This is a genomic window from Pseudomonas sp. zjy_15 (assembly GCF_043101865.1).
In the GTDB taxonomy this organism is placed as follows: Bacteria; Pseudomonadota; Gammaproteobacteria; order Pseudomonadales; family Pseudomonadaceae; genus Aquipseudomonas; species Aquipseudomonas putida_Y.
In genome coordinates, this window is sequence record NZ_JBICII010000117.1 from 1 (window position 1) to 23,223 (window position 23,223).

At 63.6% G+C, this 23,223-nt stretch carries 17 protein-coding genes; 6 read left to right on the top strand and 11 right to left on the bottom strand.

What is annotated here, in order from left to right; genetic code table 11:
* Window positions 1-187: 187 nt before the first annotated feature.
* The 5 genes from ACF8EF_RS22875 to peaA all read right to left on the bottom strand — a co-directional run bounded on the left by ACF8EF_RS22875 (window position 188) and on the right by peaA (window position 6,524).
* Complete coding sequence (locus ACF8EF_RS22875) at window positions 188-1,861, bottom strand: fatty acid CoA ligase family protein (protein WP_392462102.1); 1,674 nt, start codon at window positions 1,859-1,861, stop codon at window positions 188-190.
* 140 nt (window positions 1,862-2,001) lie between these two features.
* Window positions 2,002-3,123, bottom strand: a complete 1,122-nt coding sequence (gene peaD, locus ACF8EF_RS22880; RefSeq protein ID WP_392462103.1) for a quinohemoprotein amine dehydrogenase subunit beta — start codon at window positions 3,121-3,123, stop codon at window positions 2,002-2,004.
* Window positions 3,124-3,154: 31 nt separating this feature from the next.
* Window positions 3,155-3,478 (bottom strand): quinohemoprotein amine dehydrogenase subunit gamma, encoded by a 324-nt coding sequence (gene qhpC, locus ACF8EF_RS22885; RefSeq protein ID WP_014590799.1) that lies wholly within the window; start codon window positions 3,476-3,478, stop codon window positions 3,155-3,157.
* 1 nt (window position 3,479) lies between these two features.
* Complete coding sequence (gene peaB / locus ACF8EF_RS22890; RefSeq protein WP_064492342.1) at window positions 3,480-4,910, bottom strand: quinohemoprotein amine dehydrogenase maturation protein; 1,431 nt, start codon at window positions 4,908-4,910, stop codon at window positions 3,480-3,482.
* A gap of 48 nt (window positions 4,911-4,958) precedes the next feature.
* On the bottom strand, window positions 4,959-6,524 hold the full coding sequence (gene peaA, locus ACF8EF_RS22895; RefSeq protein ID WP_392462105.1) for a quinohemoprotein amine dehydrogenase subunit alpha: 1,566 nt from the start codon (window positions 6,522-6,524) through the stop codon (window positions 4,959-4,961).
* Window positions 6,525-6,927: 403 nt separating this feature from the next.
* Between peaA and ACF8EF_RS22900 the strand changes: the two genes are divergently transcribed.
* The 5 genes from ACF8EF_RS22900 (at window position 6,928) to ACF8EF_RS22920 (ending at window position 12,475) form a co-directional block, all read left to right on the top strand.
* Window positions 6,928-8,421 carry an aldehyde dehydrogenase gene (locus tag ACF8EF_RS22900; RefSeq protein ID WP_176683378.1) on the top strand — a complete coding sequence of 498 codons (1,494 nt, stop codon included), beginning with the start codon at window positions 6,928-6,930 and terminating at the stop codon, window positions 8,419-8,421.
* A gap of 138 nt (window positions 8,422-8,559) precedes the next feature.
* Window positions 8,560-9,873, top strand: a complete 1,314-nt coding sequence (locus tag ACF8EF_RS22905) for a hypothetical protein (RefSeq protein WP_392462107.1) — start codon at window positions 8,560-8,562, stop codon at window positions 9,871-9,873.
* A gap of 206 nt (window positions 9,874-10,079) precedes the next feature.
* Window positions 10,080-10,601 carry a 2,4'-dihydroxyacetophenone dioxygenase family protein gene (locus ACF8EF_RS22910; RefSeq protein ID WP_392462109.1) on the top strand — a complete coding sequence of 174 codons (522 nt, stop codon included), beginning with the start codon at window positions 10,080-10,082 and terminating at the stop codon, window positions 10,599-10,601.
* Window positions 10,602-10,635: 34 nt separating this feature from the next.
* Window positions 10,636-11,454, top strand: a complete 819-nt coding sequence (locus ACF8EF_RS22915; protein WP_021782943.1) for an SDR family NAD(P)-dependent oxidoreductase — start codon at window positions 10,636-10,638, stop codon at window positions 11,452-11,454.
* Window positions 11,455-11,464: 10 nt separating this feature from the next.
* Window positions 11,465-12,475, top strand: a complete 1,011-nt coding sequence (locus tag ACF8EF_RS22920) for an alcohol dehydrogenase catalytic domain-containing protein (RefSeq protein ID WP_392462111.1) — start codon at window positions 11,465-11,467, stop codon at window positions 12,473-12,475.
* Window positions 12,476-12,534: 59 nt separating this feature from the next.
* On the opposite strand, the gene ACF8EF_RS22925 is transcribed toward ACF8EF_RS22920, so the two are convergent.
* Both ACF8EF_RS22925 and ACF8EF_RS22930 read right to left on the bottom strand, forming a co-directional pair.
* The gene (locus ACF8EF_RS22925) at window positions 12,535-13,809 is read right to left on the bottom strand and encodes a carbohydrate porin (RefSeq protein ID WP_392462113.1); all 1,275 of its coding nucleotides are present in this window, start codon (window positions 13,807-13,809) and stop codon (window positions 12,535-12,537) included.
* A 194-nt stretch (window positions 13,810-14,003) separates the two neighbouring features.
* Window positions 14,004-15,743 (bottom strand): sigma 54-interacting transcriptional regulator, encoded by a 1,740-nt coding sequence (locus ACF8EF_RS22930; protein WP_392462115.1) that lies wholly within the window; start codon window positions 15,741-15,743, stop codon window positions 14,004-14,006.
* Window positions 15,744-15,994: 251 nt separating this feature from the next.
* Here ACF8EF_RS22930 and ACF8EF_RS22935 point away from each other — a divergent pair, with 251 nt between their 5' ends.
* Window positions 15,995-17,248 carry an MFS transporter gene (locus tag ACF8EF_RS22935; RefSeq protein ID WP_129932243.1) on the top strand — a complete coding sequence of 418 codons (1,254 nt, stop codon included), beginning with the start codon at window positions 15,995-15,997 and terminating at the stop codon, window positions 17,246-17,248.
* Between the two features lie 52 nt (window positions 17,249-17,300).
* Here the strand turns inward: ACF8EF_RS22935 and ACF8EF_RS22940 are convergent, their stop codons facing one another.
* From ACF8EF_RS22940 to ACF8EF_RS22955, 4 genes are read right to left on the bottom strand one after another with little or no spacing between them, the layout of a single operon-like run.
* Window positions 17,301-18,593, bottom strand: a complete 1,293-nt coding sequence (locus ACF8EF_RS22940) for an NAD(P)/FAD-dependent oxidoreductase (protein ID WP_392462117.1) — start codon at window positions 18,591-18,593, stop codon at window positions 17,301-17,303.
* Window positions 18,586-19,263 (bottom strand): peptidase S8 and S53 subtilisin kexin sedolisin, encoded by a 678-nt coding sequence (locus ACF8EF_RS22945; protein ID WP_392462119.1) that lies wholly within the window; start codon window positions 19,261-19,263, stop codon window positions 18,586-18,588. The genes ACF8EF_RS22940 and ACF8EF_RS22945 overlap by 8 nt, the downstream gene beginning before the upstream one ends.
* Window positions 19,253-20,986, bottom strand: a complete 1,734-nt coding sequence (locus ACF8EF_RS22950; protein WP_392462121.1) for an ABC transporter ATP-binding protein — start codon at window positions 20,984-20,986, stop codon at window positions 19,253-19,255. The genes ACF8EF_RS22945 and ACF8EF_RS22950 overlap by 11 nt, the downstream gene beginning before the upstream one ends.
* A 1-nt stretch (window position 20,987) precedes the next feature.
* A complete protein-coding gene (locus tag ACF8EF_RS22955; protein ID WP_176683372.1) occupies window positions 20,988-22,898 on the bottom strand; it encodes a sigma-54-dependent Fis family transcriptional regulator in 1,911 nt (636 codons plus the stop codon).
* Between the last annotated feature and the right edge of the window lie 325 nt (window positions 22,899-23,223).

A 23,223-nucleotide genomic window follows, 5' to 3' on the forward strand; every position in this document is an offset into this window, starting at 1 on the left:
TCAGGTGTAGGAGCGGGTTTACCCGCGAATACGGTGGCCGCTGCAACGGTGAATAGCCAGGGATACTGGCCAGCAGGGCCGGCCCCTTCGCGGGTGAACCCGCTCCCACGACGGCCTGTGTCCAACCACCGATGTGTGTCCGCCACCGCGCACAAGGTCGTTGCTTTCACCTTGCGCGCGTAAAAGGTCATCTGGCAGACAGCTCTTCGGCACTGATCTCGCGCATCCGGAATTTCTGCACCTTGCCCGTCACCGTCATCGGGAACGCGTCGACAAAACGGAAATACCGGGGCACCTTGAAGTGCGCAATCCTTGCCCTCGCCCACTCACGCAACTCAACCTCACTGACAGCATGCCCCGGGTGCAGCCGCACCCAGGCCACGATCTCTTCACCGTACTTGCTGCAAGGCACGCCAATCACCTGCACATCGGCCACCGCCGGGTGGGTGAAGAAGAACTCCTCCAGCTCGCGCGGGTAAATGTTCTCGCCGCCGCGAATGATCATGTCCTTGCTGCGCCCGACAATACACACATAGCCCTGCTCGTCCATCACCGCCAGGTCGCCGGTGTGCATCCAGCCGTCTGCGTCAATGCTCTCGGCGGTGGCTTTGGGGTTGTTCCAGTAACCCAGCATCACGCTGTAGCCGCGGGTGCACAGTTCGCCGATCTCGCCGCGCGGGACAATGTTGCCTTCGGCATCCACCACCTTGCTCTCCAGCCAGGGCTGGGTGCGACCGACGCTGGTCACGCGACGCTCCAGGTCGTCAGCGGCACCGGTCTGCAAGGACACCGGGCTGGTCTCGGTCATGCCATAGGCAATCTGCACTTCGGCCATGTGCATCTCGCCAATCACCCGGCGCATCACCTCGATCGGGCAGGTCGCGCCGGCCATGATCCCGGTGCGCAGGCTCGACAGGTCGAATTCACCACGCTGCGGATGGTCCAGCTCGGCAATGAACATGGTCGGCACGCCATACAATGCAGTGGCTTTTTCCTGCGCCACTGCACGCAGCGTGGCCAGCGGGTCGAAGGCATCGCTAGGATAAATCAGTGCGCTGCCGTGGGTCATGCAGCCAAGGTTGGCCATGACCATGCCGAAGCAGTGGTACAGCGGCACCGGCACCACCAGCCGATCGTGCTCGGTAAGGCCCAGGCTTTCACCGACCATGTACCCGTTGTTGAGGATATTGCTGTGGCTAAGGGTGGCTCCCTTGGGGAAACCGGTGGTGCCTGAGGTGTACTGGATGTTGATCGGGTCGTCGCAACGCAGTTGTGCCTGGCGTGCGGCCAGGGCCTCGCCGCTGACGACCTCGGCAAGGGCCTGCAATGCGTGCCAGGCCATAAACCCTGGCGGTGGCGACAGCGCCAGGCTGACCACGCCACGCAGCTCGGGGAAGCGCTCGCAGATCAGCGCGCCCGGTTGACCGCTGGCCAGGCCCGGGAGCAGGCCCTGCAGCATGGCGTGGTAATCGGAGGTCTTGAAGGCGTCGGCACAAATCACCCAGCGGCAGCCGGACTGGCCAAGGGCGTAGTCCAGTTCACTGGAGCGGTAGGCCGGGTTGATGTTGACCAGGATCGCGCCAACCTTGGCGCTGGCGAACTGGGTAATGCACCACTCGGCGCAATTGGGTGCCCAGATGCCAAGACGGTCACCGGGCTGCACGCCCAGGGCCATCAGCGCGCGGGCGTGCTGGTCGACGGCGTCGGCCAGTTGCCGCCACGTGTAGCGCAGGGCCTGATGGTGAACCACCAGCGCCTCACGGTCGGGGAAGCGGGCCACGGTGGCGTCGAAGGCGTCGCCGATGCATTGGGTCAGCAGGGGCTTGTCCTGGGTGCCCTGGGTGTAGCTTGGCTGGGGCATGGGCGTTCTCTTGTTGTTCTTGTGTTTTCTGTGCTGGCTTCTTCGCGGGTGAACCCGCTCCTACACCGGACGGCGCCACATTTGGGGCCTGCGGTGGTTTTTGCAGGAGCGGGTTTACCCGCGAAGAAGCCCACACCGTTTCAGCGAACGAACACCTGCGGCGTCGTGGTAGACATGTCCCCCCCCGGCAACTTGATGTTCTTCACCTTTTCCAGCGTATCCGGGTTGAACACCGCCAGGTCGTTGAAGGTGCCGCCCAGGTAAAGCTTGTCGCCCTTCTTGTCGAACGTCACGCAGTAGTAGGTGTGTTCCAGATTAGCCGCCTTGATCAGCTTTCGCTGTTTGATGTCGTACTTGGCCAGACGGTTGAGCACGCCGTAGATCTGGTTCGGGTCCTTGGGCGAGCGCAGGCCGGTGAAGTACAGCTCGGTCAGGTCGGCGAACTCCTGGGTGTGGGTCTTGCCGGTCTTCAGGTCGATGCTCAGGTAGCCATACAGCGGTTCGGCGGTGGCCGGGTCCTGCTTGTCATCCTTGAACCTGGCAATGGTGTACAGCATGGTGAACTCATGGCGCGGGCTCTGGTGCGGCCAGAAGTACAGCACATCCGGGGCGCTGTAGCCTTTGCGGTTCCAGTTGCGCAACGGCAGGGCCACCGAGTATTTGCCGGTCTTCACATCCATCTTGTAAATGTCCGGCCCGGCAACGTACAGGCTGCCATCGTCGGAGGCGCGCATCAGATACACCTGTCGCGGCATCGGGAAGGTGCGTACGGGCTTGGCCTGAAGGCCATCAGCGGTGCTGAACACCTCCAGCCGCGGTGGTTTGACCACGTAATGGTCGTTCAGCATCTGGGTCGGGTTGACCGTGGCGTACACCTCTTTGCCATCGGGGCTGATGGCGAACGAGTATATCGACCGGCCAACTTCACCGGCTACGCTGGACAGGTTGGCGTGGAAGGTGTTCTTGCAGGTGTCCAGGTCAATGCCATAGATGTCGCCGTAATGGTTGTTGAGCACGTAGGCGGTGCGGTTGTCCGGCGCCATCATTGCGGTGCCCGGGCCAAACTTGTCGGGCATCCGGCAGCTTTTGAAGACCGTGTCACTGGCCACATCGACCACATGCAGGTTGTTCGGGTAGTTGGTCACGATCATGTATTCGTGGCCAGCCTTCAGTGCCGGGCCAGTGTCGTCGGCCTGTGCCAGCCCGGCGCAAGCCATGGCGGCGATGGTGAGCGCCAATGGCGCGCAGCGTCCAGCTTTCATGCGGTTTCCCCTTGTCATTCTTGTTGGGCCGTCACTTGTCTTTCGGGAACACGGTGCCGAGGTTGCGCCAGTCCTCTGCCGAGTTGGTCGCCTGGGCGTTCCAGTCCTGGTAGGTGCTCATCATGTCCGGCACCTGGGCCGGCCACCAGCAAGGGTCCGAACAACCGTAGAGGTCGGCTTCCATCGGCTGGCACAGCGAGCTCACGCCGCCAAAGGCGTCCACCTCCCAGCCCGGGTCGGTAGTGGCCGTACAGCCTGCCACCGCGCTCATTGCCATCACTTCTTCGACACGGTCTTCGGCGGCGGCCTGCTCCAGGATGCGCGCCTTGTTGTTCAGGGGCTTCAAGTGCTTCATGTCAGTGCGCCTTCCGCGGGGTGATGTAGCGATCGATGAAGGCCGGGTTGGCGGCCATGATGCGGCTGTAAACTTCAATGCCGAAGTCCACCCAGTCGCGCATCAGTTCGCAGTAGTGATAAGTCGGGTGCTGCGGGTCGCCGTAGCGCGCATAGCTCTCGTGATAGCAGCCGCCGGAGCACAGGTTGCGAATGCGGCAGCTTTCACAGCCGGTGTTGCTGCGGTCCAGGCGCTGCGACAGAAAGTCGTTGAGCTGCGCCTGCTTCACGCCCTGGTGCACGTTACCGAAGGTGGGCAGGCTGGAGCCGGTGAAGCGGTGGCACAGGTTCAGCTCACCTTCATGGTCCACCGCCAGCATCTTCAACCCGGCGCCACACGGCAGGGCCTTCTTGTGGCCTTCGTGGATGTCGGTGATCAACTGGTGCAGGTTGGAGAAGCCGATGTTGCGGTGCTCCAGTGCCGCCTCCAGGTAGCGCCGGCCGAGTGCCTTCATGTTGGCGAACACCTGCACCAGCTCTTCGCCAGTGAGGTTGAAGTCGGCCATGTCGCCAGAGGTAACCGGGGCAAAGCCAACCTCGGCAAAACCCATTTCGTTGAACAGGTGGTTCCAGATGGTTTCAACGTCGGTAATGCCACGGGTCAGCGTGACCCGCGCCCCCACCGGCCGGCTGGTGTAGCGGGACAGCAGCAGGTCGGCCTTGCGCCGCACCACATCATAGGTGCCCTGCCCGCCCACGGTGATACGGTTGCGGTCGTGCACGGTCTTGGGGCCATCGATGCTGATCGACAGGCCAAAGCGGTGGGCGTTGAGCCAATCGATGATTTCTTCGGTCAGCAAGGTAGCGTTGGTGGTCATGATGAACTCCACCTGCTTGCCCGCCTCGGCGAACCGCCGCTCGCAGTAAGCCACCATGTGCTCGATCAACGGCCGGTTGGACAGCGGTTCGCCACCGAAGAACACCACGCTGTAGCGCTGCTCGTTGGGTGACTCCTTGAGCAGCATCTCCACCGAGGCTTCGGCGGTGGCAGTACTCATTTTCTTGCCGGCGGAAGGCTTGTCCAGGTCTTCCTTGTAGCAATAGGTGCAGCTGAGGTTGCAGCCGGTGTTGACGTTGAGCACCACGGTGTTGAGCGCGGTGCGCTCGACCTGCCTGAGGGCGATTTCCGGGGTCAGCGGCGAGCCGTCGCTGACCAGCTCCAGCGCGATCAGCTCGCGCAGGGTGTCCTGGATATCCTCGCCGGCAAACTGCTGGCCAAGGCGCTGCATCAGCTCCTCGGCCGAGCAGCCTTGCTGGCGCAAGGTGTCGATGATGCCGCCGGTCACCGCATCAGCGGTGAACAGCGAACTGCTGGGGATATGAAACAGCATGCGGTCGGCATCAACCTGTACTTCGTGCAGGTTGCGTTCGACCAGGTTCAGTAGTACGCCCATGGCGACCTCCCGATAATCGATCCGTTGGAAAACCGTTGCAGCCTGCCGTTACGGCAGCGGCGGGTTGTTCCAGCGCTGTACGGTGACGATCATGTGCCCTTCGCCGGTCTGGCCACCGTCGGCCAGCGTGGCGATGACCTTGAGGTTACCGGCGTTGTTGGTCATCATCTTGCGCTCCGGGTTGGGCCCGGCACCGCCTGGCACGAACACGCCATCGGCCTGCATCTGCCCGGCGAACTTGACGTCTTCATCCTCGACAGCACGCTCGTTGAACGGCTCGACCCTCCAGCTGGCCGGCAGGTAGCCGATACGCAGCGGCTGGCCATCGGCATCCTTGCCCCAGGCTTCGGCCTCGAAACGCCCCTGCACTTTCGGCACGGAGGCGCCGTTCTCGCCAATGCGCGCGATGGAAAACGCCGGCACGACCTTCACTTCGTCGACTTTGTCGTAAACCGCCAGGTTCACGCCCCTGAGCGTACCTACCGCCACCTCGCGCAGGCCTGGCCTGGCATCGGCCGCGGCGCGGGCCTTGACCCTTACCAAGGTAGGGGTCTGCTCCAGCACTTCGGTCACTTCCACCCCGGCCCCCAGGTCCGGCTTGCCAGTCAGGCCGCTGCCAACCAGGGTAATTTCGCTTTCGCCGCCGGCCTTGATGAACGCCGGTTGTACCGCCAGCAACTGCGCCTTGCCTTCCTTCACGGCGCTGAAGTCCAACCCGCGCTCATCGTGATCGGCTTCGAACATACGGCCTTTCATTTCGCCATCCAGCGCGGCGAACACCTGGCGCAGGTTGGCATCGCCAACCTTCACATTGCCCCGCCATTCATAACCGTTGTACAGGATGGCCGAGCCGCTGCCGTTGAACGGTGTACCGTCGGCGTAAGCACCCTTGACCTCGACCTTGAAGGTGTCGCCCTCTCCGGCCGTGACGCTCATCACCCCACGTACATCGCCCTTGGCCAGCATATGGCCGCTGAATGCCCACTGCCCCGGCAGTACGTCCGCCTTGGGCTTGGCCTTCTGCCATTCGGCCCAGGCCGCGCTGTCCATCGGGTAACGCTTGGCAAGGTCCGGCACCACTTGCTGCAGGGCGATCGGCAGCCAGTCGCGGTCACGCGCCTGGGCCTGGTATTCAAGGGACGGCCACTGGCCAAGGTGGAAGTTGACCAGGTGTTCCCACTCCTTGGCCGGGCGCCGTTGCAAGGCGACACGGGCACCCGAGTGGCAACGGCCACAGGTCTCACTGAGCTGGGTGTCGAAGTGCTCGACGGTATTGAGCCGGCGCTCCATGGCATAACGCACGCCATCGGTTTCGCTGGGCGCCAGGCCCTGTTTGTCGGCCAGGTATTTGACCAGCGTGCGACGGTCGTCGTCGCTGATCTGAAGGCCATGCATCACCTGCATGCGGGCGATGCTCATCAGCCAGCCTTCCGGCGTCTTGCGCTGGTGGCTGATGCGGCTATAGGTGTCGTTGCCTTCGGGGATATGGCACCCCATGCACTTGTTCTGCAACAGGCTCGGGCCCTGCTCGGCCGCCATGGCCTGGGTGCTCAGCAGCGCGGCGGCGACCAGCGCCAGTTTGCCCGCATGCCGCCGGAGTCGAGTCGTCTTCAAGGTCAGACCTCCACGGTTGTTGTTCTTATCGTTTTCGCACGCTTTGGTACAGCAGGTGTGCATGTGACGGTTGTGATACAGGAACTGTGCCAGTTAGGGTAAAAGCGTTTCCTTTCAACCTTTTAAGCGGTTTTCGGGGCTTGGCCAGGAGCCGGGATGGCCATTTGCAGCGTGCCATTTCGCGACAGGGTGTTTCATGTTGAGACAGGGCCCGCGAAGAGGCCGAACAGCCACTGTTTCACCACCGTCTCACACCGTCTCAATGTGCAACAGCGCAACCCGGCAATCGCAACCTTGCGCTCAGGCAAAACCCAACGCCCACAACGCTTTGCGGCTATCAGCCCAGGTTGGCACGGCCATTGCGCCAGTGCCCGTCACATCCAATGACAAGAGGCACAGCCCCATGCTTTCCGAACTGCCCATCCTGCCCACCACCCGCGCCTTTCTCGAACGCAAGCTGAAGATGCGCATCGGTGCCGACTGGCAGGACGCCGCCAGCGGTCGCACCCTGTCGTTCCGCAATCCGGCCACCGGCGAAGTGCTGGGTGAAGTGCCGGCCGCCGAGGCCGAAGATGTCGACCGCGCCGTGCGCGCTGCGCGCCAGGCCTTCGACGACTCGCCCTGGAGCCGCATGCGCCCACGCGAGCGGCAGAACCTGCTGTGGCGCCTGGCCGACCTGATGGAGCGCGATGCGCGTCAGCTGGCCGAACTGGAATGCCTGAACAATGGCAAGAGCGCCGCCGTGGCCCAGGTGATGGACGTGCAACTGGCCATCGACTTCCTGCGCTATATGGCGGGCTGGGCCACCAAGATCGAGGGTAGCACCGTCGAAGCGTCCATGCCGTTGATGCCCAACGACCAGTTCCACGGCTTCGTGCGCCGCGAGGCAGTGGGCGTGGTTGGCGCCATCGTTGCCTGGAACTTCCCACTGCTGCTGGCCTGCTGGAAGCTCGGCCCGGCACTGGCCACCGGCTGCACCGTGGTGCTCAAGCCTGCCGATGAAACCCCACTGAGCGTGCTCAAGCTGGCCGAGCTGGTCGACGAGGCCGGCTACCCGGCCGGTGTGTTCAACGTGGTTACCGGTACCGGCCTGAACGCCGGCGCCGCGCTCAGCCGCCACCCCGGCGTAGACAAGCTGACCTTCACCGGCTCCACCGAGGTCGGCAAGCTGATCGGCAAGGCGGCCATGGACAACATGACCCGCGTCACCCTGGAGCTGGGCGGCAAGTCGCCGACCATCGTCATGCCCGACGCCAACCTGCAGGAAGCCGCAGCCGGTGCGGCCACGGCGATCTTCTTCAACCAGGGCCAGGTGTGCTGCGCAGGCTCGCGACTGTATGTGCACCGCAAGCACTTCGACAACGTGGTGGCCGACATCGCCGGGATCGCCAATGCCATGAAGCTGGGCAACGGGCTGGACCCGTCGGTGCAGATGGGCCCGTTGATTTCAGCCAAGCAGCAGGACCGCGTCACTGGTTACATCGAGCTTGGCCGCGAACTGGGCGCCACCATCGCCTGCGGGGGTGAAGGTTTCGGGCCTGGTTACTTCGTCAAGCCGACGGTGATTGTCGATGTGGACCAGCGTCACCGCCTGGTACAGGAAGAAATCTTCGGGCCGGTGCTGGTGGCGATGCCATTCGATGACATCGACGAAGTGATCGGCATGGCCAACGACAACCCCTATGGCCTGGGTGCAAGCATCTGGTCCAACGACCTGGCCGCCGTGCACCGCATGATCCCGCGCATCAAGTCTGGCTCGGTGTGGGTCAACTGCCACAGCGCGCTGGACCCGGCGCTGCCGTTTGGTGGCTACAAGATGTCTGGCGTTGGTCGTGAGATGGGTTCAGCGGCCATCGAGCATTACACGGAGCTGAAATCGGTGTTGATCAAGCTCTGATCTTTTTCCTGTACCGGCTTCTTCGCGGGTAAACCCGCTCCTACACCAGGTATCACATGCCCTGTAGGAGCGGGTTCACCCGCGAAGAGGCCGGCACAGGCAACAAAAAAACAACAATAAAAACCATGGAGCAAACCCATGAGGCACACACTCGCCTGCACATTGGCCCTGCTGTTAACCGCCCCCGCCACCCAAGCCTACGAGCTGTACAACCACGATGGCACCAGCCTCAACGCCAACCTCGAAGCCCTGTTCGGTGTCTTCCACAGCGACGAAAGCTTCAACCAGGCCGGCAACCGCCAACCCGGCAGCACCGCCTGGCAGGAAGGCTACGTAAAATACGGCCTCAGCGGCAGCCAGACCCTGGCCGATAGCGGCACCCTCTACGGCGCCTTCAGCCTGCTCAGTTCCGCCACCTGGGGCGATGGCGACGCCGCCGGCCTGACCTTGGGCGACGAACGCCGCACCGCCACCGAAGACCTGTATTTGGGCTGGCGCTCGGCCAACCTGTTTCCGGCGCTGGGCGAAGATGGCGTCGACATTTCCGGTGGCCGCCAGGTCGTCACCCTGGGTGATGGTTTCCTGATCCAGGGTGACCCGGTCAACCTGGGCAAGGTCGACCTGGGGGCCAACTTCGATCGCGGCGGTGCCTACTACCTGGCCGCGCGCAAGGCCTTCGACCGCACCGCCGTGCTGCGCCTGGGCGGTAACCAGGGCTGGCGCGGTGACCTGATGTGGTTGAAGTCCGACAACCATTACCAAGCCGACACTTCCCTGGCAGTAGCCAACCTGGAGCACGTCGCCGATACCGGCACCGTCGGCCTGAGCTGGATCCGCGGCCTCGACGTGGACCAGCGCTACGCGCAGATCATGGGCCTGGAACACCGCGACGGCATGGACACCGCCAGCCTGCGCGGGCGCGGCAACCTGGGCGTCAAAGACCTGGAGCTGGCCGCCGAGTACGTGACCCAGGACAAGACCGGCGGGCGCGAGAATGCCTGGTACCTGGAGGGCAACTGGACCTTCTCCCAATTGCCCTGGTCACCTACCGCCACCTATCGCTACAGCCGCTTCTCAGAAGGCTTCGACCCGCTGTTCTATGGCCTGAGCCGGGGCTACGGCACCTGGTTCCAGGGTGAAGTGGCAGCCAACTATGCCGGGCCGTTCAACAAGAACAGCCAAGTGCACCATGTAGCGCTGAAGGGCAAGCCACGGGACAACCTGACCGTCGGCGCACTGTACTTCGACTTCGACACGCTGGACACCGACCAGGGCAACCTTGGCGGACGCGAGCTGGACCTGTATGTGGAATGGATGGTCAACGACCACCTGCTGATCAGTCCGGTGGTGGGGTTCTACAAACCGGAGCGCAGTGCGGCCAATGGCGGTACGCAGTTGGGCGGGCGGGATACCGGGACTTACCTGCAGTTGATTGTCGGGACCTTCTTCTGACCTGCAATAGCGGGGCGCGGCGCGCCCCTTCTGCACCACGCGCTTGATCAAATTTAATCATCAAGCCTGCCAAGCTGCATGAATTCTCACCACCTTAACCCGCTCTAACCTGCGTAAATCAGGCCTTTCAGGGCTTGGCACAGGCTGTGCACAAGATCCTCGCGAGCCAACGCTCGACCATAAAAACAACACATCGAGGCCTGTTCATGAACACCACCCTGAAGCCAAGCATTGTCCAACTGCCGCCTGAGCCCCATGCCACCATCGTCGACCGCTATGGCCTGCATGGCGGGCACATAGGCACCGGCGAGGATGAATCACCCTGGGTCCCGTTCGGCGATTGCGCCGCCATACGCCACCTCAGCTTCGATGTACGAACCGGCAGCGTGTGCAACATTCTCTGGGTCAAGGGCGGCGGCCGCATCGGCACCCACCGGCACCGCGCAGCCGTGTCAGCAGTAACGCTGGAGGGCACCTGGGGATATTACGAGTACGACTGGGTCGCAAAGCCCGGCAGCTTTGTCTTCGAAACCCCAGGCACGGCGCACACCCTGTATTCCGATGACCCGCAAGGCATGAAGGCACTGTTCTGGATTCACGGGCCTATCGAGTTTTTCGACGAGCACGGCCAGCACACCGAAACCACCGATGTGTTCTGGTTCATCAATCATTACGTGAGCCATTGCGAGAAACACGGGCTGCCAATCAACCAGGCGTTGTTCCTGTGAGCGGGTGCAGCAGTCGACAGACAGGGAGGCGCAGATGAAGTACTGGGAACGATTTGCCGTCGAAGGCTTGACCTGTGTGGTTACCGGCGCCGCCAGCGGCATTGGTCTGGCCTATGCCGAAGTGATGGCCGAAGCAGGGGCGCAGGTCACCCTGCTTGACGTGGACGACGAACGCCTGCAAGAACACGTAGCGCGGTTGACCGCGCTGGGTTTCGCCGTGCACGGGGAAGTGGTGGACGCTACCGATCGCCAGGCGATGTATGCCTGTTTCGAACGCATCGGCGAGCGCTATGGCCGGCTGGATGTTGTGTTCGCCAACGCCGGCATCGACGCTGGCCCCGGCTTTCTGGACAGCGAGGGCCAGCGCTGCGCTGAAGGCGCACTGGAGACGTTGGACGAAGCGCACTGGGACAAGGTGCTTGCAACCAACCTCACCTCGGTGTTCACCACCCTGCGTGCGGCAGTGTGCTTGATGAAACCGCGTGGTCAGGGCCGCATCATCGTCACAACCTCCAATGCCGCGATCATCAATGAAGCCATCGTCGGCACCCCCTACATGCCAGCCAAGGCCGGCGCTGCGTCACTCGTGCGGCAGGCCGCGATGGAACTGGCCCGCTACGGCATCAACGTAAACGCGATCGCGCCTGGCCCGTTCGTGACCAACATCGCCGGGGGCCGTTTGCGCAACCCGGCCGACCGCGCGGCCTTCGCTCAGCGAGTGCCGCAACATCGGATCGCCTCCACCGAGGAAATCAAGGGCCTGGCCTTGTTCCTGGCTTCGCCTGCCTCGGATTACGTCACGGGCGCGCAGATTGTCATAGACGGCGGGCAGATGCTCGGCCGGGTGGACTGAGGAGGCGATGATGCAAGCAATTCTGTTCAAAGGCCTGAACCAGCCCTTGCAATTGGGCACGGTTGCGATGCCTGTGCCCGCTGCCGACGAAGTTCTGATAGAGGTGTGTCGCTGCGGCATCTGCGGCAGTGACCTGCACATGACCCAGGACCCGGCTTTCAATATTGCCCCAGGCAGCGTGCTGGGCCATGAGTACAGCGGCCGTGTGGTTGAGTGTGGCAAGCAGGTAAACAACCTGAAAGTCGGCGATGCCGTGGCCGTGGCACCTTTGCGCGGTTGTGGGCAGTGCGCCAGTTGTCTGCGCGGTGAGCCTGCCTGGTGCCCCGCGTTCAGCTTGCAGGGGGGTGGTTTTGCGCAGTGGGCGACTGCCAAGGGCCACCAGTGCCGGGTTATTCCGAGCAGTGTCGGGCTCAAGGACAGCGCCCTCGCCGAGCCCCTTGCCGTGGCTTTGCACGGTGTGATGCGGGCAGGGCTCAAGCCTGGCGCGAAGGTACTGATTCTGGGTGCAGGGGCTATCGGCCTGGCAGTGGCCTACTGGGCCAGGCGCCTGGGTGCAGCCACCGTCGCCATCACCGACTTGGGCGATTGGCAGCGCGAGCGCGCGTTGCATCTTGGGGCGACGCACTTTCTGGTAGGCGACGGCGCACTGCCGGCGTGTATTGCGCAAAACCTGGGCGGCGCGGCCGACATCGTTTTCGAGTGCGTCGGCCGCCCAGGCCTGATTGCACAGGCTATCGACCATGTGCGCCCACGGGGCACGGTTGTGGTGCTTGGGCTGTGCACGGTCGCGGACAGGTTCATGCCGTTCCAGGCAGTGTCCAAGGAGGTGAACCTGGTCATGTCGGCGTTCTTCAACATGGACGAGTTCTGCGCCGCTATAGATGTGCTGGACGGCCCCGATGCCGCCCCGCTAACCATGGTCAGCGAAACCGTGTCGCTGGCCGAGATGCCCCAGGCATTCGAAGCCCTGCGACAACGCCAGCATCAATGCAAGATCATGGTAGCCCCCCAGCAGGCCTGACCGCCTCAATAGTCACCGGTTAAAACCTCCCGCTTCGGCGGGAGGTTTGCGTTCAGGGCCTACAAACCGAGCGCGGAACCGAGGTTGTACATGACCTCCAGGGCTATTACCGCACCGTCGCCACTCACTGGCGCGCTGGGGTTGTAGAAGTTGTCCGGGTTGAAGATGTACTGAACGCTGGGCTCCAGTGCCAGGTTGCGGGTGACTTGCCAGTGCGTGTTCAGCTCGATACGTGATACACCTCGACGCGTACGCTCATCGCGGCCGGTGGCAAGCAGCCGCGCGTGCTCTTGCCAGGCTGCCTGGCGCGCACCCAGGCGCAGGTAGCTGGCCTTGAGGTTGAGCGTATCCTGCGGCCGACCGAACGGGCCAAGGCGGGTCACACCAACTTCGGCGAAATGGGAAAAAGGCTGCATGTCATCGGCGCTCCAGGACCAGGCGCCAAACACCTGCCAACCCCGCTCGGGCACGGCGGCCTCGCCTTCTCTGGCCAATGTCTGGCGGAACTTGAACAGCAGCCCATCGCTCCCCCTGCGCAAGCGGCCGTCCATGGGGTCGATCTGTTCGCCGGTGTTATGAAAACCGTTCAGTTCGTAATGGTACGCATAAGGGTCCTGGGTAAAATCCGCTTTCGCCCCTACCCCGGCCAGCCAGGTCACACCGCTGGCATCACCCGGGTCCCAGTCAAATCCCTTGGTACGTTTGAAGTAGTGCTGGGGGTTTGACTCGAACGCCCCGCTATGCAGGTAGCTGCCGGAACCGAAACGATAACGTGCGTAACCGCCCCAACTGCCATAGGGGTACGGCAGGATACCAGTGGAGTTATCGATGACCGGGTCGTTGCAGGTGATCACGTTCTCACAGTTGGCCATGTAGAAGTGCTGACGGGCATTGCTGCGGCCCACCGCCAGTTCCAGGTGGTCCTGCAACAGACGCTGGTTCCAGGTGAAGCGTGCCAGGTAGCCGGTATCGATGTCGTTGTGCATCGGCGCTCCGGCAAAGAAACTCCCGGCCTTGCCCTGCCAGCTGTCCTCCGCGGGCTGCCCTTCACCACGCATGAACGGGAAGAACACGTACTGCAGACTGAACGACGCCCTGGCTATGCTCGCCAGTGCGTCAAGGTCGCCCTCGACACCGGCGAACACGTTGCCGCTGTTGGCGTAGTGGTAAGGATCGGGGCCGGTATCCAGGTTTTTCACCGACAGGTTCCACACTTGCAGGTCCAACTTGATCGCCTCCTGTGCGTGGGCAGCACACGCAAAGGCGGTCAATGCAATGGACAAGGCGGTAACGCGAACGCCAGGCACCCAAGTGCCGCTCGGTTGAGCATTCATGATGCACTCTCTGTTTTTGTTGTTATGAAGTGCGACCTGAAACTACCGCTTCAGGAAGTCGCGCCTGGTGCATCGCAAGGGCTGTGCCAGCCCCCGGGACGCGGCGAAACGCCCTGTATCATGGGGTTGTGCCAACAGTATTCGTTGCCTGGCTTGATCAAATTGATCCGCTTTGATCAAGCTCGATCATCAATTCACCCCTGCCCATGGGCCTTCAGTCGGTAGGCCAGCTGCGGACGGCTGATACCCAGTTGCCGAGCTGCGGCAGACAGATTGCCATTACAGGCCTGCAACACCAGCCGATATTGCTCCAGTTGCTGGTTGTGAATGGCATGCTTGAGTTCGGCCATGGGCGTGCCCCGCGGGTCCGGCTCGCTGGGCGCTTTGCACAGGCTGCCGTCACCGCCCACGCCCAACCCGGCGCGGGGCGCCTGCTCACCGCAGGGGAACAGGTGCTGGGTACGAATCGATGCTTGCCCGGGTGCCGCAATCACACCTCTCTCCACCAGATTTTGCAGCTCTCGTACGTTGCCGGGGTAGCTGTAGTTGAGCAGCGCTTCCACGGCCCGGGCACTGAACCCGGTGACCTGCTTGCCGTGCAGTTGGGTGAAGTGTTTGAAAAAGTGCTCCATCAGCAGCGGGATGTCATCCCGGCGCTCACGCAGCGGAGGCAGGTGAATGGGGAACACGTTCAGCCTGAAGAACAGGTCTTCCCTGAAGGTGCCGCGAGCAATCGCTTCGCGCAGGTTGGCGTTGGTCGCAGCAATAACCCGCAAATCGACCTTGATCGGCCTGTTGCCGCCCACCCGCTCGATTTCTCCCTCTTGCAAGGCGCGCAGCAGCTTGGTTTGGGCGCTCATGCTCAACGCCTGGACCTCATCCAGGAACAGCGTGCCGCCAGAGGCCCGTTCGAAACGACCTGTACGCGCCTGCGTTGCACCGGTGTAGGCGCCTTTTTCGGCACCGAACAGTTCAGCTTCCAGCAGGCTTTCTGGTAAAGCTGCACAGTTGACCGCCACCAACGGTTGTTGGGCGCGCGGGCTGAGCCGATGCAGCGCCTTGGCGAACACCTCTTTGCCAACGCCCGACTCACCGCTGAACAGCACCGTGGCACGGGTGGGTGCCACTTGCGCAATTTGATGACGGGCAACGCTGAAAGCAGCAGAAATGCCGACCATGTCGTCTTGCAGCGGCAAGCTGCTGGCCGTGCAGGCAGGTTGTACCGCCTCGCCCTCGGAGGGCGACCAGATCGAGTTCATCTGAATAAAGTGCGCAGGGTCCCAGTAGCGCTGCTCGGCGCCGTGCTCATGATCTGGCAAGCGATCTGCCGTATCGCCGACAATCCGGCAGCAGCGGCCGCCTGCGGCCACGCATTCGACCTCACGGTACACCACCAGCTTGCCGATAAAGGCGCTGGCATAACCGGCGGCGTAGCCGAGGGTCATCCAGCACGCAGCCTCGTCGCCAACCCCGTAGTGGGCTATGTGCTCATGGGCTTCACGCGAGTCGTGCCACAGGTATTCCCCGTGGAAGTGGCCGCGTTCGATGTCCAGGTCAAGGTCGACCGTTTCCACCCGCACCACACCCTGCAACGCATGCAGCCGGCCGCCGGCAATGAACGAGCTGCGCTCGTCCGATGCCGGCCAGCGCTTGCGTACCAGCGCGGCATCCTGGCTACCCGCCGAATAACCGATGCGCATCAGGATGCGCCGCGCGCCTTCACGCCCGACGCTTTCGATCAACTCGCGGCGCAATGCACCCAGCGCGCTGGAATGCAGCATGACCATGCTCTGGTCGTCCAGCCAGATACGCGCATCCTCATCTGAAAACCGCAGGTAGCGACGCAGGTCGGCCGGGGTCGGGCTGCTAGTTTCATAGGCCTGAGGGGAACACGACACAGCTTCGCGGGGTGCCGCGATGGATGAACGACTCATACCTTCTCCTATTGTTCTTGTTCTGCGCACGGGCGGTGTCACACGATGGCCAGGCCGATATTTGATCATCAACTTTTGCCAGCTTGATCAACAAAGATCAAGGCTTGCGCCGCTCCAGCCCCGGCGCAAGGCCTTGTATGCAAGGGCCTGGGGCTGGCCTGCGCAATTGGCCTAGCGTTTGCTATCACCTGCTGGCGGACGCCTTTGAACGTCGCGTATTCCAATAACAATAATCATGCAGGAGATACACCATGCGCCGCTGGTTCTCTTCCTACGAAAACCGCTTGCTGTTCGTGCTCAGCCTCAGTTTCGGTTTTGTTTTCTTCGACCGTAATGCAATGAGTTTCCTGGCGCCCTTCGTGGCCGCCGACCTGTCCTTGAGCAATACCCAGATCGGCTTGCTGGTATCGGCCTTGTCATTGACCTGGGCACTGTCCGGGTACCTGCTTGGCGCCCGTTCCGACCGCAGCGGGCGCCGCAAGCCTTACCTGTTGGTGGCCGTGATCGTGTTTTCGGTGTGCTCGTTCTTCTCCGGGCTGGCCAGCACCTTCTTCATGCTGCTGGCTGCCCGCCTGCTGATGGGGGTGGCCGAAGGCCCGATACTGCCTATCTCGCAAACCCTGATGGCGATGAACTCCACGGCAAGCCGTCGCGGCCACAACATGGGCATCATGCAGAACTTTGGCAGCAACCTGCTGGGCTCATGCATCGCGCCCCTGCTGCTCGTGGCCCTGGCCAGCCACTACCACTGGCGCCTTGCATTCATCGTCGCGGGCATCCCCGGGTTGATTGCCGCGTGCATGATCTGGAAGTACGTGCGCGAGCCCAGGGAGGTAGTCATTGCCCAGCCGACGACACCTTCCGCCTCGCAGCCCGTCGCAGCAGGTTCGCTGTTAGAACTACTGCGTTATCGCAACGTCTGGTTGAGCATGCTCATCGCGTGCTTCTACGTGGCGTGGATGGTGCTGGGGTGGGCGTTCATGCCGGTGTACTACATGAACGAGCGGCAGTTCGGCTCTACCGAAATGGGTATCTTGATGAGCGTGCTAGGTGCCAGTGCCACGCTCTGCAGTTTCATCGTGCCTGCGCTTTCCGACCGCCTGGGCCGGCGCCTGGTAGTGGTGGTGTTCTCCCTGATCGGGGCGCTCACGCCGCTGGCAGCGCTGTATTTTCAAGGGCCGTTCTGGATGCTTTGCACGGTATTGTTCATCACCTGGTCGGCCAGCGGAGTGGCGCCGATCTTCATGGCCACCATTCCATCAGAAACCGTACCGGTTCATCGCATTGCCGCCTGCGTCGGGCTGGTGATGGGCATGGGTGAAGTGGTCGGCGGCGTGCTCAGCCCGGTGCTGGGCGGCTGGCTCGCGGACATTCATGGTCTTGGCGCCCCGTTGCTGCTACAAGCAGGGTGCGCAATCGTTGTTGGAGTGCTGGGGTTGGGGCTGATTGAAACTGCCCCCCTGCGCGCGGTCGGGCGCAGCAACCTGACGGCGGTAAGCGAGTAGCGGTCCAGAGGCTCCGAGCCGGGATCCTGGGGACGCCATGCAGCCCCGGGGTTCAGGTATAGCCCTGTTCTGTGAGCCAACGTCGCACCATTTTCTGATGCTCAACCTGCTGTCCCTCAAGCACAGCACTGAGCGCCAGGCCAGCATGAAGCCCGCGAACTATCGGTGCCAGTTCTACACCTTGCAAATGCCAAACCCCCAGCGGCTGGTCCGCCGTCACCACGACCTCGGCTTCATCCACCAGCCCGTCACGCAACACTGGCTGCCGTGCCACTCGCACCGCTCGCCAGTCCGTGCTCAGGTGCAGGGGTTGCGCATCCGGCCAACCCTGGCGCCGGGCCCAGAACGGTTGCCCCACCCGGCTTTGTTCCTGGGCATAGAAATCCCGGCCAATGCGGGCAAAACGCAAGAACAGCTGCTCGACCCGCTGCTGGTGAAACTGCCGCGCCAGCTCGGCCCGCTCAGGCCTGCGCAGCAACGTATTGATCACCACCGGCGCCTGCAATGCCGAAGAGAGCGACTGAAAAATCCCGTTGCCCGACAGCGGGTCAACGGCCATGGCGGCATCCCCCACCCGGATCCAGTCCTGCCCGACACATTCACCCGCCAGTATGGCGGTACTGCTACGTGCATGCACCTGTGCCGGTATCAATGCCTGATCGTCGAACAGCTCGGCTACCAACGCGCTGCGGCCCCGCAACGCCACGCAGTACGCTGCCAACCCAGCTTTCCCCGGCAGCCCGGCAGCGTCCTGGGTGACTTGCCAGTAACAGCGGCCATCTTCCAGCCGTGCCATCCACGCCCAACCATCCTCCAGGCTCTCCACCGCCGACGCAGGTGCACCGGGGCTACCCTGCCAGACGTTGAGCAGGCTGACCGTTTCCGGCCCACGCAGGCGGTCTGCGGCCAGGGGCGCCTGTCGGCCTCGGGCCTCAACCAGGAAATCAGCGGTCAGCACCTGCCCATCGTCCAGGCGCACATGATGACCGCCCCCCTGCACAACCTCACGCACCCGCCCCTCGACCACACGCACGCCTGCGCGCTGAAGGTCTTCGCGCAGCGCTTGGTCAAAACGTTGCCGGTCGAGCAAAAACTCCTGGTTCATCTGCAGATGCTGGCCATTCCAGTGCACCTGGCGGGTGGCCGGCATGGCCGCCTGGCTCAAGGCCCCGCCCAGGCCTGCATGACGCAAGCCCTCCAGCACCCGCTGCGAAACGCCTTCTACGGCCGCGAAACGGCGCCACTCCGACACCACCGTCACGGTGTAACCCAGCCGCCGCAAGCCAATGGCCGTGGCGGCACCCGCAGGGCCGGCACCCAGCACCACAATGCGCGGCTCAACCATGGCTGGGCCCCCGACGCTCTGGGCCGATGAACGCCGCGTGATCGCGCAACCAGTCATGGACCTGCTGGCGATCCCTACCCGGCTCGTCACGCAGCAAAGCCGCAATCCTTCCGCTCAAAGCTGCACAGCCCAAGCTCGCACCCGCTCGGCCGCCCGCCCCCACATAACCGCCAAAGTCCGCCTGCCGGGTGCCAAGCCAGGACCACTGGCCGGGCGCACAACGCGCATCACCGGTCAATCGAAATACCCTAGGGTAGCTGGCCGGGTACACCGGCCCACCCTGCGCCGGGCTGGATGCACACAACAGCACACCAGCTGCCAGCGCCTCGGCACAAGCCTGGTGCAGCACGGGCCGGTCCTGCTGCAAGCCCAGGCTGAGGTTGATCAGCGTGGCCCCCGATTCCACCAGCCACAGCAATGCAGCAGCCACCTGCAACGCACTGGTGCTGGCCTGGTCACTGAACACCTGGGCCACCAGCACCGACACCGGACCGGCCTCGTGTTGCAAGCTGGCGAGCACCGCACTGCCGTGCCCAAGCGGGTCGGGGAGCATTTCACCTTCGCGCAACTGGCCGTCTTCCAGCCAGAAACGGCGGGCATCCAGCAAGCCGTTGGCCTGCTCCGGCGAGCAGCCGCTGTCGATGATGCCAACGCGCACGTCAGTGCCCATGATTGATCACCTCCTGCGCCAGTACCTGCAACTGGCCGTCATGCAGTTGCAGGTGCAGGTCGGCATCGGCCAGGGTCGAAGCCCGGTGGCTGATCAGGATGCGCGTGCGGTCAGCGAACAGCTGGTCGATGGCCGCGATCACTTCACGTTCGGTGGCCTCATCCACCGCCGAAGTGGCCTCGTCCAGCACCAGGATCGCCGGGGCCTGCAACACTGCACGAGCAATGGCGATGCGTTGTTTCTGCCCCCCGGACAACTGCTGGCCGCGCTCGCCCAGCAAGCCATCCAGGCCCAACGGCAGGCTGTCGACCAGGCTGTCCAGCCGCGCCAGGCGCACCACCCGTTCCAGTTCATCACGGCTGGCCTCGGGCACGCCATAAGCCAGGTTCTGCGCCAGGGTGCCACGGAACAGCACGATGTCCTGGCTGACCACAGCGATTTGCCTGCGCAATGCAACAAGGTCGAGGTCGCGCAGGTCGACGCCGTCCAGCAGGATGCGCCCGGCGTCCGGGTCGTAGAAGCGCTGCAGCAGGTCGATCAGGGTTGACTTGCCCACCCCGGAGGCACCGCTGATGGCGACTTTCAGGCCACCCGGGATGCTCACCTGCACGTTTTTCAGTACCGCACCCTGGCGCCCCTCATGGGCAAAGTTCAGCGCCTCCAGGCGCAACTCGCCGGGGCCATCGGGGATGGGCTGCGGGTTGGCGGTCTGATGCACCGCTACCGCTTCCTGCTTCAGTTCCATCACCCTTCCCAGGCTGACAGCCATGCGCTGCACCGCCACGTACAAGCCCAACAGGCTCTGCACCGGCCCAACCGCCATGCCCATGTAAGTAGAAAAAGCGATCAACGCGCCCAGTTGCCAGGTGCCCTGGATCACCCACCAGCCACCGACCAGGAACGCACAGGCGCGGCACCACGAGGTGAGCGTGCCGGGGATGGCCTGGGTGAAGAATTCGGTCACCTGCACCTTCAGCAACTGGCGCAGGTAACCTTGCCCAAGCTGGTCCAGGCGCCCTGCTTCCCGGCCTTGCTGGCCGGCCGCCTGAATGAACTTCATCGCCGGCAGGGTCTCGACCAGGAAAGACGACACGTCCGCCGAGCGCTCACGCAAGTTGCGCACTTCGCGCTCCACCTTGCGCCGCATCCAGCGCAGCCACAGCACTTCGATCGGCACCAGCAGCGCCAGCAACAGCGACAACTGCCACGACAGCATCAGCATCAACGTCACCGCGCCCACCAGGCCGATCACCGCCGACACCGCCGAGAACAGCGAGTCCACGGCAAAGCGCTGGATCTCTGCCACATCGCCATCCAGCCGCGAAAGAATGTCGCCGATACGCCGCCGCCCGTAAAAGGTCGGCGACAACTGCTGCAGATGGCGGTAAAGATCGTCGCGCAAGGCGAACAGGATGCGCCCCGACAAGCGCGTATGCAGGTAGCGGTTGACGCCGGCCAGCACCGTGCCCAGCAGGCCCGCGCCGATCATGATTGCCGCCATGTGCCAAAGCGTCTGGTAATCCTTGGCCAGCAGCCCTTCATCGATCAGGGTCTTGACCAGCCAGGGCTGCGCCAGCGCCAGCAGCGATGCACCCAGCGACAAGCTGAGCAACAGGCCGATGGCACGCCGATGGGGGCGCACGAAACCATACAGCCAGGCCAACGCCTGGCGCATGAGTACAGGGTCGCTGGAATCCACCAGCCTTGCGAACAGGCCGCCCACGTCAGCCGCGCAACTGCTTGAGCTTGCGGTACAGCGTCGCCCGGCTGATACCCAGTGCCGCGGCGGCGGCCGAGACGTTGCCCTGGTGGCGCGCCAGGGCACCGCGAATCTGTTCCAGTTCACTGTCCTTGAGGCTGCCGGAGGGCGCTGTGCTGCTGGCCAGTTCGTCCAGCAGGCAGTCGGTAAGGTGATCGAGGGTCAGCACCTGCTCGCCATCCTCGCGCATGGCCAGCGCGGTGCGCACCACCATTTCCAGCTGACGGATGTTGCCAGGCCAGTCGAAGCCTTCGAGCAACGCGGTCAACGCCGGGTCGAGGGTTACACCACGCGCATCGGCCTTGTCCAGCAGGCCCTGGATGATCGCCGCCAGGTCCTCACGTTCACGCAGGGCCGGCAGGCGCAGCGACACGCCGTTGACCCGGTAGAACAGGTCTTCACGGAAGTGTTGTTCCTGGACCAGGCGCTTGAGGTCGCGGTGGGTGGCGCAGATCAGCGCCACGTCGATGTCCTGCTCGTCACCCGCCCCCAAGGGTGCTACGCGGCGCTCCTGCAGTACCCGCAGCAGGCGTGCTTGCAGGGCGAGCGGCATGTCGCCGATTTCGTCGAGGAACAGCGTGCCACCATGGGCCTGCATCAGCCGCCCGACCATGCCACCGCGCCGCGAACCGGTGAAGGCGCCCTCACGGTAGCCGAACAGCTCGGACTCGATCAGCCCTTCGGGAATGGCCGCGCAGTTGACCGCCACGAACGGTTTGTCGGCACGCGGGCTGGCCTGGTGCAAGGCCCGAGCGACCACTTCCTTGCCGGTACCGGTTTCGCCCAGCAGCAGCACTGGCAAACCGTTGCCCAGCCCCTGGCGAGCCATGCGCAGGTTGCGCGCCAGGCGTTGATCACCACCGGCCAGAGCATCGAGTGCAGGCGACTGTTTGCTCAAGGCCGGCTTGCTGGATGGTGTGCTGGGGGTTACCCGGCCATGGCGCGGCAGCTGTAGGGCACGGAAATAGAACTCGCCCTTGGCCGTCTGCACGCTGCTGACCCCGCCCTGCCACAGGCGAGCGATAAAGGCCGGGGAACGTTCGCCCAGCAGGTCGGTGCTGCGCCGCCCAATCAGTTCGTGACGCGGCACCTGCAACAGCTGGCAGGCACTGTCGTTGGCAGCCAGCACTTCGCCGTCCAGGCTCAGGGCCAACAGGCCGTGCCAGGCACTGTTGAGGTACTGCGGGCGGCTGTGGAAGGCCAGCACCAGGTGCTCCGGATGGCACAGGCCAAACAGGCGGCTTTCAATGTTGCCGGCCGCCAGCATCAGGGTCGACAGGCTGTCCTGCGGTTGCGCCATCACCCCTTCGCGGGTGATGTCGAGCACGCCGATCACCTCGCCGCGCGGGTCGCGCAGCGGGACGGATGTGCAGGAGAACGGGCTGAGGCGGTCAAGGTAGTGTTCACCGCAGTTGATCAGCGTCGGCCGGCCTTCGACCACGGCCGTGCCGATGGCATTGGTGCCGCGCAGCGATTCGCTCCAGCAACTGCCCGGGTGCAGATCGCGCAGGCCTTCGCGTTGCAGCACGTGCTTCTGGCCTTCGATGGCCAGCACGTTGGCCTGGGCATCGCCGAGGATGACGATGCCAGCCTTGCCCTGGCGCGCGACCAGGTAGTCGAGTTCGGGGGCGACGGCATCGATCAGCAGGCGGTTGCGCTCCAGCAGCAGGCGCAGGTCATGGCCCTGTTCCAGGCCCAGGCCGACCTGTTCGCCCTGCAGACAGTCCAGGCCGTGGCCCAGGCTGCGGCGCCAGGAGGCGTCGATCTCGTCGCGCAGCATCCCTAGCGGTAGTTCGCCTTCGCTGGCCAGCTTCAGGCGGGCCTCGCGGGATTCGTGCAGCGGGTCGTGGGCGTTTGTTATTAGTTGTCGCGCCATTTTCTACTCCGGCTGTGCCCCGCAATGTGACGGGGTACGGGCTTGGGAATTTTCCGCAGTGTGCGGGAGAAATGGCTGGGCGTCATCTGATAGTGGATGGATTGGGGTGTAGCTGGCCAGGTTACTTGAAGCTCGCGCAATCCCTGTGGAAGCTGGCTTGCCGGCGATCACCGGCGTTGCCGGTGCGATCCACCGCGTCGCCTGCTTCGCGGGCTTGCCCGCTCCCACAGGGTTCGCACCAAGCCTGAGGACTGCGCTGTACCTGTGGGAGCGGGCGAGCCCGCGAAGAGGCCCTCGAGGTCAATCAGGGATATCGATCGCTATC

Excerpts from the sequence above, each read along its gene's own strand:
- qhpC (WP_014590799.1), bottom strand. The coding sequence starts at position 3,478 with ATGAAGCACTTGAAGCCCCTGAACAACAAGGCGCGCATCCTGGAGCAG.
- ACF8EF_RS22920 (WP_392462111.1), top strand. The coding sequence starts at position 11,465 with ATGCAAGCAATTCTGTTCAAAGGCCTGAACCAGCCCTTGCAATTGGGC.
- ACF8EF_RS22945 (WP_392462119.1), bottom strand. The coding sequence starts at position 19,263 with ATGGGCACTGACGTGCGCGTTGGCATCATCGACAGCGGCTGCTCGCCG.
- ACF8EF_RS22930 (WP_392462115.1), bottom strand. The coding sequence starts at position 15,743 with ATGAGTCGTTCATCCATCGCGGCACCCCGCGAAGCTGTGTCGTGTTCC.
- ACF8EF_RS22875 (WP_392462102.1), bottom strand. The coding sequence starts at position 1,861 with ATGCCCCAGCCAAGCTACACCCAGGGCACCCAGGACAAGCCCCTGCTG.
- ACF8EF_RS22915 (WP_021782943.1), top strand. The coding sequence starts at position 10,636 with ATGAAGTACTGGGAACGATTTGCCGTCGAAGGCTTGACCTGTGTGGTT.
- ACF8EF_RS22925 (WP_392462113.1), bottom strand. The coding sequence starts at position 13,809 with ATGAATGCTCAACCGAGCGGCACTTGGGTGCCTGGCGTTCGCGTTACC.
- peaD (WP_392462103.1), bottom strand. The coding sequence starts at position 3,123 with ATGAAAGCTGGACGCTGCGCGCCATTGGCGCTCACCATCGCCGCCATG.
- ACF8EF_RS22940 (WP_392462117.1), bottom strand. The coding sequence starts at position 18,593 with ATGGTTGAGCCGCGCATTGTGGTGCTGGGTGCCGGCCCTGCGGGTGCC.
- ACF8EF_RS22900 (WP_176683378.1), top strand. The coding sequence starts at position 6,928 with ATGCTTTCCGAACTGCCCATCCTGCCCACCACCCGCGCCTTTCTCGAA.
- ACF8EF_RS22935 (WP_129932243.1), top strand. The coding sequence starts at position 15,995 with ATGCGCCGCTGGTTCTCTTCCTACGAAAACCGCTTGCTGTTCGTGCTC.
- ACF8EF_RS22910 (WP_392462109.1), top strand. The coding sequence starts at position 10,080 with ATGAACACCACCCTGAAGCCAAGCATTGTCCAACTGCCGCCTGAGCCC.
- ACF8EF_RS22955 (WP_176683372.1), bottom strand. The coding sequence starts at position 22,898 with ATGGCGCGACAACTAATAACAAACGCCCACGACCCGCTGCACGAATCC.
- ACF8EF_RS22905 (WP_392462107.1), top strand. The coding sequence starts at position 8,560 with ATGAGGCACACACTCGCCTGCACATTGGCCCTGCTGTTAACCGCCCCC.
- peaB (WP_064492342.1), bottom strand. The coding sequence starts at position 4,910 with ATGGGCGTACTACTGAACCTGGTCGAACGCAACCTGCACGAAGTACAG.